Source organism: Pseudomonas sp. KB_12, from assembly GCF_052114545.1.
Lineage (GTDB): Bacteria > Pseudomonadota > Gammaproteobacteria > Pseudomonadales > Pseudomonadaceae > Aquipseudomonas > Aquipseudomonas brassicacearum.
In genome coordinates this window covers 244,196-257,075 of sequence record NZ_JBFREY010000006.1, presented here as the reverse complement: position 1 = coordinate 257,075, position 12,880 = coordinate 244,196, and the positions used below count along the sequence as shown (strand labels likewise).

The 12,880-nt window shown below is 59.3% G+C and carries 6 protein-coding genes and 2 pseudogenes; 1 reads left to right on the top strand and 7 read right to left on the bottom strand.

All coding sequences use genetic code 11. The features are described 5' to 3' along the window. Positions 1-184: 184 nt before the first annotated feature. On the top strand, positions 185-622 hold the full coding sequence (locus tag AB4Z20_RS05815) for a hypothetical protein (RefSeq protein ID WP_442089503.1): 438 nt from the start codon (positions 185-187) through the stop codon (positions 620-622). A 137-nt stretch (positions 623-759) separates the two neighbouring features. Here AB4Z20_RS05815 and AB4Z20_RS05810 read toward each other — a convergent pair. From AB4Z20_RS05810 to AB4Z20_RS05780, 7 genes and pseudogenes are all read right to left on the bottom strand, one after another. Beyond that, positions 760-1,051 (bottom strand): annotated as a pseudogene (locus tag AB4Z20_RS05810) (isocitrate lyase/PEP mutase family protein); the annotation flags it as partial. Between the two features lie 114 nt (positions 1,052-1,165). Then, positions 1,166-1,750 (bottom strand): hypothetical protein, encoded by a 585-nt coding sequence (locus tag AB4Z20_RS05805; protein WP_258690870.1) that lies wholly within the window; start codon positions 1,748-1,750, stop codon positions 1,166-1,168. A 96-nt stretch (positions 1,751-1,846) separates the two neighbouring features. Further along, a pseudogene (locus AB4Z20_RS05800) lies at positions 1,847-2,347 on the bottom strand (transposase). Between the two features lie 170 nt (positions 2,348-2,517). After that, entirely contained in the window at positions 2,518-3,876 is a 1,359-nt protein-coding gene (locus tag AB4Z20_RS05795; protein ID WP_442089502.1) for a hypothetical protein, read from the bottom strand. Next, positions 3,873-10,181 carry an AAA domain-containing protein gene (locus AB4Z20_RS05790; protein ID WP_442089501.1) on the bottom strand — a complete coding sequence of 2,103 codons (6,309 nt, stop codon included), beginning with the start codon at positions 10,179-10,181 and terminating at the stop codon, positions 3,873-3,875. Before AB4Z20_RS05790 ends, AB4Z20_RS05795 begins: the two co-directional genes overlap by 4 nt. Positions 10,182-10,197: 16 nt before the next feature. Beyond that, positions 10,198-10,842, bottom strand: coding sequence for a 4Fe-4S single cluster domain-containing protein (locus AB4Z20_RS05785; protein WP_253473504.1), 645 nt, complete (start codon positions 10,840-10,842; stop codon positions 10,198-10,200). Between the two features lie 2 nt (positions 10,843-10,844). Beyond that, positions 10,845-12,677 carry an AAA family ATPase gene (locus AB4Z20_RS05780; RefSeq protein ID WP_253473507.1) on the bottom strand — a complete coding sequence of 611 codons (1,833 nt, stop codon included), beginning with the start codon at positions 12,675-12,677 and terminating at the stop codon, positions 10,845-10,847. Positions 12,678-12,880 lie beyond the last annotated feature (203 nt).

Below are 12,880 nucleotides of genomic sequence, written 5' to 3'. Positions count from 1 at the left end.
GAGGGCTGGCTGTTCTGCGCTCCTCGCGAGAGGAATCGGATGGCCTTGTGGTTTTATTAGATGATCGCGCTTCTGGTGTGCTTCATCCAACACACGCAGGCTGACCGAGCATTCAGCACCCACGGGGCGGTGCTTGATCTGCAGGTCGGGCTGGTGTCGCTATCGTTGCGGAAGGATCTAAATCATGACCTACCAAGCCCCTGGCATTCGCTTCTCTGATGTCGAAACAGCAGTGCCTACGACCTCCGGTCTTTATCAGATTGTCACTGACGTCGGCGAACTCCTGAAGGTTGGCATCAGCGGTAATCTTCGTAAGAGATTGATACAGCATCGACAGTCGAAACAGGCTCGATTGAAACTCAGGGAAGGAGGTGATTGGCGTAACCCGGCTGACGTCATCAGCAAACAATCAATCCTCGCCAAGCACCTTTATTTTTCACCACCAGTTTTGGGTTATGACTTACAGACCGAAATCGGCCGACAACGTTATCTGGAGGAGCGGTGTCACCTTCTCATCACGCTGACCAAGACTCGGGAGGAGGCAAGGGATTTGGAGCGACCTAAAGAAAAGAGCGGGGACTATCGATTTGGAGGGCGAGTTAAGGCTCTGCCGCTCGACTGAGGTTTAGGGTATGCCCCCCATGGACCGCGTTGCGCAGCCCGCCTCGATTCTACTGCCAGATTTTTTTCTATTCCTATTTCAGAACCAGACGCTTTCCGTTCAGACTGGCGTTTGGCCTCGTCCGCGGGACTGCATTGCTCAGTCTTCGCCGCCATCAAAGCTTTCAATTCGTCGTATGTATGGGCTTTCAGGGTTTGAGTGTCGAGTTGGCCTTTATTCAAGAAACTGCGGACCCAATGCTTTCAAGGCTCCGTGCAGAAACTCGGCGATGTTTGAAGCCCGCACTGAATCGCCTAACGCCCAGACGCTTCAATTCATCGGAGAGGGCAGTCCGTCTCGGGACGACAGATTGACTGGCAGTTTGGTGTCCCGCCAGATGGTGGCAATTTTGTTCGAATCGATCACGCCAGCAGCAAATAGTGAAAAAGCAGCAATTGGCCGATAGGTGTGCCTTAGGTGTCGATTTGCAGCTTAAGGTCAATGGTGCCTAATGCGAGAAGGTCTGGAGATCAACCGCTGGGTTACGGTCGATGAACGCTGCGATCATTGATGGACAGTCATAAGGAAGCTGGTTTTATTGTTACCTACAGGGGCAATGACTAAGTACATGCTTTCGATCGTCTGATTGGGGGTTGTTGGATTTGTTTTAACTTTCGCATGTCCAGAGCTAATGCAGGCGATATCATATGCTTGCTGTGCTTCTGCGTTGGTCTCCCAAAGCTCCTGCTTTGTGCTGTTAGGAACGTTGGCTTTTGAGTAATAATCTATAAATCTGAATTTGACCCTTATGTTTTTTTCGATAAGTCCAAACCTGCGGAGAAAGTCTGGTATTGTGGCGTCGGTGCAAGTGCGGCACGGGCTCCAGTATTGATAGAAAATAATTTTTGAGTTGGCCGGCAGGGTGTTAAGGCCTTCACCAAATTTTTTATGGAGCTCTATCATGAGCTCTTGTTCAATATGAGCGCCGTAATTGAATGTAATTGACTTAATAAAAAAAGGGTTGTCCTTTCCCAAGGCTGTCGTAAAGACGCATACTACTCCTGACATTGTTCCTGGTGTAAAACTGAATTTGGAATCATAAAATGATTCCGCAATTTGAGTTGATAACCCCATGATTGATATCTCCATGCATGAGTATTTCCTTGTTGCTCTTGATAGCACTTAATTAACGCCTGTCAAGCATTGGTGCAATATTTGCGCTGTCAGCTGTTAGGCATCCATCGACTAGGCGCTGTCCGAAAAATAATGTCGAAAACATCGCATAGCACAGGCTAACGAGACCATCGTCGCGTCTTTTTTCCGAGCTTGCCGAAGTGTGTAACGATGCGAAGACTCTCCTTCAGCCCGCCGAATGTACATTCGATGATGTTGCGTTGCCGATATTTCGGTCGAAAACGAGCGAGGCAAGCCGGGCTTGGATTTGCGCTTCATGGATCGTAGAGGGATCACCGGTTGCATCCGGTAACGATTGCTTAATCCCTGCTCGTTCAGCCTGAAATGCAGTCACTTGAGCATCAGATCGATACTCCAATCTCGGAACCGCTGGTAGACCGTTGACCAAGGGTCAAAGCGTTCCGGAATGTCGCCCCACGCAGCGCCTGAGCAAAGCATCCAGAGCAAGCCATTGAGCGTCATCGCCCTCGGCCGACCTCTGCGCCGAGGCTGTTCAAAAAGATCAGCAACCAACTCCCAGGCTATATCGGGGATTTCGTACCGCTTAACCATCGCTATTCCCTGCGTGCGATGGGCGCGAAGTCTACCGAATACGGGGGCTCAAGTGCCGCAACAGCGCCTTAAGGTGGTAGATACAAGACCCAATGCAAGCTCGTCGCGGCTCTGAGTTCCAGGCTGCAGAACATGTTGGCAATAGCTTGCGGTGAGATGTAGTTAGCGGTTCATTTATGAAGTGTCTTTTGCTGACCCGCGATTGTTTCTACGCTCGGCTCGGAAATATTCGTTTCTTTAAGTGGGACTTCACCTACCGAAAGCGCACGCTCGATGAGTAACTCGCTGCCCTTGTCTTTCAATAAGGCTTGCAGCCGCTGGAATTCGCCGCACCAGATGGTTTCAATGTCGCGATCCCGCGCCTTGTCGCGATCACTGCTGAGGGCTATGGCGCGAACCTGCAGACGGCCGTTATCGGCCTTGCCACCCACTTCCACTCCGTAGCCGGGGGTAGCGGCCTTGCGCAGCACGACCTTGCCGGTTTCTGCCCAGGCAGTCGCCATGCCTTCGCGCACTTCGTAACCGAGGCTGGCCAAGCCGCCGAGGACGGCTTCGCGGCGGGTGAGGGCGGCCTGGTCCTGTAAGTGGGAAGCGATAAGCGTTTTGCACTGCTCGATCAGTCCGGTCGTTACCGAGAGCTCGGTGTCGGTTGTACAAGCGCCAATATGACCGAGCAAGGTTGCGTGTTCGATGCCTGTGTAGGTTTTGACTTCGCTGGCCAGATCCTGCAGTTGTTCGAGACATTCGCGTTGGCGTCGGAAGTTTCGGGTGGACGCGGCGAGGTCGAGTACTAGGCTGTCGAGCAGCAGGTTGCGCCGCTTGGCATCGGTTTCCGTTTCAGCGCTTTCCAGTGCCAGGAGGAACGGTGCGGCACGCTCAGTGCCTTGCAGCAGTTGCAGCTCCACGATGTGGCGGTCAGTGCGTAGCAGCCGTACGTCGCGCGTTGCATCCGGTTCCCGGGCCGCAATCCATTGGCGCAGGGAAACCTCGGGTTCGTCGACCTTGAGTTGCTGCGCCAGGGCGCGTTGGGTATCGCTCAGGGTTGGCTTCTCGCTTGCCTTGCTCAAGTGGGCGAAACCCTCGGCCAGTAGACGTTCGGCATCTTTCCGACTGGCACCGCTGGCCAATCGTGAGAGGGATTCCAGCAAGGCCTGGTCGACGCTTTCGGGGTTGGCTTGCAAAGCATCAAGCAGGGTTTCTGCGTTTTCCTGGACGCGTCGGTCGCGTTGGCGTCGTTCGGCGGCATGAATGATCGCGCGCTCTTCGCGGTCCTCCAAGTCACGGCGCAGGTGCTCGATCTCCACTGGCACGGCCTTCTGCAGTTCCGCCAATCGGTCTTCTGCCAGCAGGGCGCGAAGGCGAGCGTGTCGCTCCAGGGAGGCGGAGCGCTCCTGCTCACTGAGTTCGCCAAGCCTTGTGGCCTGTGTCTGCCAGCGGTCCACGGCGCGCTCCAGCCGTTGCAGGTGGCCTTCACAAATGGCGATGATTTCTTCGCGGGTAACAATGCGAACGACCTTGGGACCACTCATTGGCAGATTTCCGTATCAACTGAAGTAGGGCTGGGTTGCAGCGGCTGCTCGACTTGCATGGCGTGTTCGATTGCTTCACGCAGCCGTGAACGTTCGCTGTCGCCGCTGTGATACCAGGATTGCGACGACACACGATGGATGTGCGGGATGGCGCGGTGCAGCACGGACGGGCGCCAAATTTCCCGGGCGCGGGCACGTTCCAGCAGATTATGGCAAGGCGCATCGCACTCGATGCCTATTGCGTACAGGCCCGTGCCTGGATTCTCGATGGCGAAGTCGAGACCGAAAGCGTCGCCTTCACTGGCGGGAGCGGCCTGCCATCCCAGGGAATGAATGAATTCACCGACCAGCCTGACAAAGCCATCACTTTGCTGACCTTGCTCACGATGCTGGCTGCTGCGGTCGGTCTGCAGGCGCTCCAGCAACTTGGTGCTGTTGCTGAACTCGCCCGAGGAGAGGGCGCGAGCATATTCCAGATAGCCTTGCAGATAGTCTCGCGGGCTGTTGGGGGCACGGTGCGTGTTGAGCATGTCGGAGATATCGGCGATCGGCATCGATGTGATCATCACCACCTTGCGTCGCGCGCGGGTCACCGCCACGTTCAGGCGTCGTTCGCCCCCCGTCTGCCCCAGTACGCCGAAGCTACGGCGGAATGTGCCTTGGCTATTGCGACCGAAGGTGGAGGAGAAGACGATGATATCGCGTTCATCCCCCTGCACGTTCTCCACGTTCTTGACGAACACCGACATGTCCTCGCCGTCTTCGCTGCGCTCACGCTCCTGGGCGTAGGCGGCGCGGAACAGTTCATCCTGCTCTGCACGCTGCTCCAAGTGCTCCTCGATGAGGTCGGCCTGCTTGCGGTTGAAGGTGACGACACCCACCGAGGGGCGCTGGTCGTAGGGCTCCTGCCACAATTCGCTCAGGTACTCGACGACCCGTTCGGCTTCCTGGGCGTTACTCTGGTTCTGATACAGCCCGCCGACCTGGATCAGCTCCAGCGGCTTGATGCGCTGGATGTTCGCCTGCGGGTGACGGACCGGAACGTTTAGGCGATTGCCATAGAATGAGGCGTTGGAAAAGCCGATCAGTTCACGGTAGGCCGAACGGTAGTGGATCTGCAATGTGGTGCTGGGCAGGGCGTTGCGCGCCAGCTGCAGCAGGTCGGGGCAATCCTTGATCTCACGACGGTTCCAGGTGTCTTCGAACGCTTCGCGCTGTTCCTCATCCGCGTCTTCATCAGGTTCGTCGCCGTCAAACACTTCGGCTTCGTCGCTTTCGATGCGACTGGAAAAGAATGCCGTCGGCGGCATTTGCTTCTCGTCGCCGCTGACAACAGTGACCTGGCCGCGGAACAGGGTTGGCAGGGCGAACTCAACCGGCATCTGTGAGGCTTCGTCGTAGATAACGGTATCGAACAGGCCTGCCTTGAGCGGCAGCACACGGCTGGCGACGTCCGGGTTCATCAACCACACCGGGCGTAGGCTCATCAGGCCTAAGTTACTGCCCAGTTCAATGAATTCGCGCAGGCGTCGTGAGCGTTTGCCAGTCAGGCGAGTGACATCCTCCCATTGCTTGCGATTACCCAGGTGATCAAGGTTGATGGCTTTGGCCAGCAGCTCGCGATTGAGCAGCCGCATCTGCGCATCGGCTTGCGCGAGGCTGGCGACTTTGGCACGGGCTTCGTCCTGGCTGAACAGCAGTTCGGGATTGGTTTGCTCGACGCGGTGTTTCCAACCCAGTCGAGCTTCGCGGTTGAGCAGGCGCCGTACCGCGGCTTCAAGCTGCTCGGGCGCAATGTTGTCCAACTGTTCCTGGCGTTGGCGCAGCAATGCGAGCAGCTCCAGGTCGGCTGCTGTCAACTGAGCGGCGCGCCCGCGGAATGCCTGGTAGGCGGCCAGGAAGGGCAGCGCTTCATGCAGCCGATCAAGAGACAGTTGATTGCTCAGATTGTGCTCGATGGCGTGCTGCAGTTGCTGCACCAGTTCTTCGCCCAGCCAGTCGCCGAGTATCTTGAGTTGCTCGAGGCTGGATTGGCGAACGCCATGGCGCATCAGCGAAGCATCGAGATCGCTGAGCAGCGCCTCGAGATGTTGTTTGTCGCCGGCGAGGGCGGCCTCGTCGGCCTGCCGGGCGCGAGGCGATTGCGCCAACGCCATGGCCAGCGCCTGGATTTCCAGCAGGTGGCGGATGTCGCTCTTCGCGAAGCTGATCAATTCCAGGCAGGCTTGCTGACTCACAGCTTCCAGTTCCAACGCCTGGTGCAGCGTACTCAACTCGGCGCGCAATGGTCGCCACTGGCTTTCAAGGCGGATGGCTGCCTGTAGGGTTGGTAGTGCTTCAATAACACGGCTTTCCCCCTGGCCCTGAAGGAAGTTGCGCAGTCGGTTGCGCCGCAACAGATGTATCGGGTTGATGTTCGCCAACCAGGACCGGGCTGCCATGACCTTGGTGCAGTCTTGATCCAGATGCCTGAGGGCCTTGTTTTCGAGCAGGCAGAGGGCCGGTGACAAGGCGGGGGCGTAGTGGTCCTGATCCAGTTGGCCGAGTTGCTGATCCAGTTGCTGTAGTTCACCGAGAATCGACTCTCCCCGTGGAGGTTGGCCCGCTTCGCGGCTGCGGAAAAGCGGTAGCCACCGCGCAAGGCGCAGACGTTGCTCTTGCTTCAGGTCGAGCAGGGCTGCGACATGGGCCGCTATCCAGTTACGGTACGGCACCGGGTCGTCGATTTCGAAGCTGGCAGGGTGTGCTTGCAGCGTGGCCTGACGGTTGTGTTCGGCTTGGGTGAAACTGTGCAGATTGTCGGTGAAAGCCTGCAAGGTCGCCCGGTCGGCGGCGAACGACTGCAACTGGGCCAATGGACTGCCTTCGTAGCGTGCGGGTAACCACAGGCGAATCAGAGGGGCGCAGCTTTCCTCCAAACGGGTCAGGCTAGCGAGGTCCAGGGAGGCCAGGCGTTGGCGCAGGGCCGGAAACTCAAGCGGGGCCGGGCCGGATTCCAATTCAATCAACTCGCCGAGCAGCCTGCGATAACTGAGGCCGGTATTTTCATCCAGGCGATGCAGACTCTGGTGGAAGCGGTCGAGCTCGCCCTCCAGGGCCTCGATGCGGGCCGCGACCTGTTTGCGCTGGCGCTGCCAGCCCTGTGCCTGGTTGCCGTTCGTGAACAGGCTTTCCAGTTGTTCGCGAATACCGCGGATGACGGGCTCGCGGTCTCGGTTCACATCATTGAGCATGACGATGCGTTGGCCGAGGCCTTCGGCGACCAGGCGTTTGTACACTACCTCCAGCGCCGCATGCTTCTGGCAGACGATGAGCAAGCTGCGCTGGCGGCCAATGGCGTCGGCGACCATGTTGACGATGGTCTGGCTCTTGCCGGTTCCGGGCGGCCCCTCGACCAGCAGTCCCGGGCTTTGTCGAGCCTGGATCACGGCCGCTTCCTGGGATGGATCGCTGGCCACGGTGAAGTAACGTTGCAGCTCGCCTGGCGGTGCCTCGTGCGCGGTTTCGGCGGTAGTCTTGAGGCGCAACGCGGTTTCCAGGCCGGTACCGGCGGGCGACAGGGTTTTCAGTTGGCGCAGGTCTTCACCGATGGCTTGCCCCATGAAGGTCACGTGAAACAGCACCGCCGCGCAGTCCAGCTCGTCTTGGTAGGGCGCGATCTCCACGGTGCTGGCGGGAAGGTTGCCAAGGGCGCGTGAGCGAATGGTGGCAAGCATGCCGAAGGCATCCATCACATCCGCTGCACGAATTGACGAGCGGCCCAGCAGTTCATCGGCGGTCTTGCGCCAGCGTTTGCAGGTCTCCGCGCCGAGCACGCTTTCCAGCGCGGGGTTGAGCCGAACTTCCTCACGCTCACTGTCGAACGCTAAGGCGGCGTGACCTCGAGCACCCAGCTCCAGCAGCAGTTTCACGGGCCACAGTAGGAGCGGGATGATCCGCGTACGCGTGGTGCCGCGAGGGTCGCGATTGAGCAGGAACGGGAAGCCCAGGTACAGACCGTCGATGCCGGTGTCGCGTTTGTACAGCGCGCTTTGCCGGTACAAGGCATGCAGGCGCGATTCCAGCTGGCCGTTGAGCTGAAAACTCTCCGGGTCGAGGTTCACTGCCCGGGCATTACGTTGCAACAGGTGATCGAGCAAAGCCGCAGCCGGGCTGCGCTCGCTGTTCAGTTCGTTGACGTCGATCCGTGCGGTGCTCTTGCCGATGCTCATACGCACCAGTGGTCCGCGCATCACTGCGGTCACCACCTTCTTCTCGAAGAAGTCGAGGATCTGTGAGACGTACTGCTGTTTCTGTGGTTCCAGCCAATGACTGGACGGAATGGCGAGCAACACCAGCGCCTGGGCCAACGGCATACGTCGCTCCAGACGGAACTGCTCGGCCCACTCGTCCACTGCCGGCACGCCACAACGGGCAAAGCCTTGGATGCGTTCATCGACACTGCGGTACAGCTCAAGCCGCGAATGGAATAGCAGTTGGGTCGCCGCTTCGGAGTCGAACCAACCGACATCGGCAGTCCTGGCCAACTCGGCGGCGGCCTCTACAATCGAGGCCCCCGAACGGAACTGACTGATCGCCGCGCTGAGCAGCACGATCAGATCTTCTTCGGCGATCACCCGGCGCTCCGACAGTGAGGTCAGTCCCGGATGGTCGGTGTCTGGAAACAGGCGTTGGCGCTCTTGCCATTGCGTGGACAGCTTCGCTCGCGAGGTCGATAGCAGGAATATCCGCAGTTGCTCTTCGACCAACTCGATGTGTTGGTGCAGGGCACGCTGACGTACGTTTTCGGCGCGGGATTTGAGACGCGACAACCAGTTGTCGGTCTGCAATTGCTCAAGCAGGTCCGGGACCGACCCACTGATCAGGCGATAGCCTTCCAGTGGGTGCTCCAGTAGCCATCCTGGTGTGACGATGTCGCCACGATGAATCAACGGGATTTCCGGATTGAGGATTCTCAGCGCCAGCATGAGACGGAAGTCATCCTCGATCCCTTCGTGCTGGACGACCTGACGTAAGCCGGCAACCAGCGAAGGGGCGAGACCGACCTGTTCGGCCCACGTCACGATCACACCGCGCAGCAAATGGTCCAGGGCCTGTTGCCAGTTATCCGCCTGGGCGGCCGCCAGAGCGAATACGCCGGGCTTGTGGAAGCGGCGCTCGCCCAGCAGTAGGGTCGCGCCTTCACCTTCGTCCGTTTGCTGGACGGAAGAGGCCGGTGCCTCGACCGCAACGCCGTTGAGCCAGCCTTCGACCTGCGGCCATTGCCAGCGCTGATGACGGTCGCGTGCCAGCAGACCTCGCAGCAGCAGGTGCAGGCGCGGGTCAAGGTCGTCGGGGATCGGTACTCCGTTGGCCAGCACGTGAATAAGAAATGCATTGGCATTGATGCCGTCGAAGCAGGCGCCCTGGGTCAGTTGCTCGAGCAGGATCATGCCCAGGCTCCACCAGTCCGAGGCAGCCGCAACGCCGCCAGCGATGGCTTCGGGCGCCATGTAGCGGCTGGTTTCCAGTGGCGATACGATGTCCAGGTCGAACTCGGACAGGCGTGCCGAGCCGAAGCCGCTGATGACCAGGTCCAGCGGTTCGCGGGAACGTACCAGCAGGCTGGCCGGGCGCAGGTCACGATGGCGCAGGCCGGCCTCGTTGAAAGCATGCAGCGCCAGGCCCAGTTCGTTGACCACATGGTGCACGCTGTCGCTGTCGCGGATCACACTGCCAAGTTCTGCCAGGGTCCCGCCGGTGAGTTCTTCAATGACCTCATAGGCACGGTCATCCCAACGGCCGGTGGCAATGATTTCGGGTACGTGCTCGCGTGGCAGTCGGCGGATCACATCATAGATCGCCGGGTCCGGTTCGGCGCCGGGTCGATACAGGGTCAGGACCGCCTGTTGCGCGGTTTCTTCGTGCTTGGCGAGGTATCGTTCTCGCACGCCGTCGGTGCTGCTGATCTGACGGATCAACCGCCAACCATCGATCAGGGTCTGGTGGACTCCCTCTGGTTCGCTGCTGTCTGGCTGGGAGTCGTCGGCCGTTGCTTGTGCAGGTGAGCTGCCACATTCAAGGCACATCAGGTCGCCATCGACCATCGGGTGACCATTTTCGCAGAGCAGGTCGGGGGCATTTCCCTGAATCGAACTGACCGGCGGGAAGGTTTCCTCAGTGAAGACGGCTTGCGGCCGCCAACCGGCGGCATGGATGGGTTCGCCGGCGAGGTCCCAGCCGCAGGGTCGTTCCTGAATGAGCCCTTCGCAGAACATTTCCTGGAGGGCGCGTTCGGTTTTGCAGTTGGGGCAGAAACGTATCATGAGAGGTGTGCTCCAATCAGCGGCGTCGCGACGCGTGTGCGCTGATCTGTAAATGATGGCCCTGTTCATGCAGCAGGTCGCGTAAGCGCAATAGGTCGTCACGCCGTGGGATGCCGGCCATCCAGACGCTGCCACTTTCGTCAAACATCAGGTCGAGCGCCTTGTCGGTGGGTTCGAGCAGGCGTTCGTAATGACCCAGGCGTGCCCGGCCCAGTGGCGTGAGCAGGCTTAGGCGTTGATTGTCACTGCCGCGCAGGGCCATGGTCTGACTGAGTGCTTCGATATAGGGATCGCTGATCAAGGCATCTATCAAGCCCTTGGTCTGGAGCAACGGCGCGTCGAGTTGTTCCAGGGAGTAGCCACTGTAGACCAGGATGTCGAGCTCGCTGAGTCGACGCAGGCCTTCGAGCAGCGATCGCAGGGCGTCGAACTGGTCGAACGGTTCCCCTCCGGAAATGGTGATTCCTTCGGCCTCGTGCAGCCAGGGGGTTATCTGTTCAAGCAGTCGCTCCAGCGACAAGCGTCGGTGCCCGGGCCCCCAGGTATCGGCAGAGATGCAGCCTGGACAGCGGATGCTGCAGCCCTGGAACCAGATACCAATACGCCGCCCCGGGCCGAGGGTAGTGACCGGAAAATGCATGCGCGACAGGCTAAGGTCCATGTTTAGTGACGTTCCATCTTCAGCCCGGTGATGTCCAACTCGGTGATCGTGAAGTGCTCGCCCGGTTGCGCGTCCTGATCGAACAGCGCCCGCGACAGGGGATTGAGCAGGCGTGCTTCTAACTGGTTGCGGATGCCCCGGCCACCGTTGGACAGGTCCTGCAGACAGAGGTTGTGCAGTGCCTGGCGTGCCTGGGGGGCCAATTCGATAAACAGGTTCTGTCCCTGCAGGTCGTCGAAGGTGGCGTTGACCATCTGTTCGAAGATCTGCACTGCAACGCCTTCGCGAATGAAGTCGAAGACGATGATGTTCTCGCCGATTCGATTGAGGATTTCCGGCCGGTTGAGTACCAGCTTGAAATACCGATCGATCTCGCTGTGCACCTTGTCCTGGACTTGTTCGAAGGCTTCGCCCGGCAGGACGTTGGCAACGCGTTCGCCATTGTCGCCCTGGCGATAGATCCCCAGGTTGGAAGTGAACACGATCAGGGCCTCCGAAAAGTACACCCGATCACCGCGGCCTGACGTCAGCACTCCGTCGTCGAGGATCTGCAGGAACTTGTCGAGAATCCGTGGGTGGGCTTTTTCGATTTCATCGAATAACACCACGCTGAACGGTTTCTCGCGGATCGCATTGGTCAGCTCACCTCCAACGTCATAACCGACGTAGCCGGGCGGTGCGCCGATAAGGCGTTGATCGGCATGCTCGGCGCTGAACTCCGACATGTCGAAGCGGATGTATGCACTTTCGTCGCCGAACAGCAGGCTGGTAATCGTTTTGGCGAGTTCGGTCTTGCCCACGCCGGTTGGTCCCGCGAGAAAGGCTACGCCCCGTGGACGGTTGCCCTTGCGACTGGCGCCGACGCCAGTCATCGCACGCTTGACGATGTCGAGCATGTGCGTCACCGCATGCTCCTGGCCTTTGACCCGCTGGTGGACGAGCGCGTCCGCATGCCGGATACGCTGACGGTCGATCTTCAGCCATGGGTCCTCGGTAACACCGATCTTGTAGCGTCGCACCGCATCGGCAATCTGCTCCATGGCGACACCCTCGACCCGCGCCAGTTGCGCAATGGCGCTGAGATCGAGCAGCAGCAATCCCTCGGTGTTCTGGACGAAGGCTTCCACAGCCTGATGCATGACCACCTCACTGGCGCCCTGGCTGCCACTGAGCCCTTTGAGCAACGCCGGTGCCAATGCACGGCGTGACAATTGATCGGGTTTGGACACGGGAATGTGGCGCAGGCGCGGGTTGTCGACCAGCAACCAGTCGGGCAAATCACCTTCTTTTTCCACCAGCCATAGCAGGGTATTGAAGAACGGTTTACGCAGCTGTGTGGCCGGACGGCTGCGAGCCTGATGGGATTGCACCAGGGCCTGGGTGAAGAGCTGATGTTCCGCCGCGCTGAGGGAGTCGTTGCGAACCACTAGGCGTGAGGCGAAATCGATGATCAGCGCGATAGGTTCGCCAGCACGACCCACCAGCCGTGGCAGGGTGGCGCCCAGCAGATCGATCCCTGCGGGTGCTACGCCATTTACCGGAGTCAGGCCAAGTTCCTGAAGCAACGTCTGGCCGGCTTCAGGGGCGGAGCCGGGTTTGTCGACTGCCCGGAAACCGGACACGGGATCCCAGGCGATGACCTGGGTGTAGCCAGCATCGAGCAGGGCATTACAGAGGGTTTGGTTGAAGCTCTGCGCAGTCACCGTGCCGGGCGCCACTTCACTGGCCTGCAGGTCGCGGATGTTGCCTGACAGGACGAATTGGCTCTTCAGCGGCAAGAAGCGGAGAAGATCTCGTAGCCAACGTGGGCTTTCAAATATGGCAATCCCTGACATGTTTCAGCTCGTAACGTTGGGGCGGTACGGGCAGGGTATTGCTCAATGCGCCCATTTGCCAGTGCGCTGCTACGAAAAGTTGTGCTGAGAGAGCGCTTCTGAGGGGGTGCTCGTTCACAGGGGGCTTTATGCAACTTGTGAAAGTCCTCTACACACCCGGCAAGGGGAGGGGGTAGCCAGGGGCAAGGGTGTCGCGGGAGACT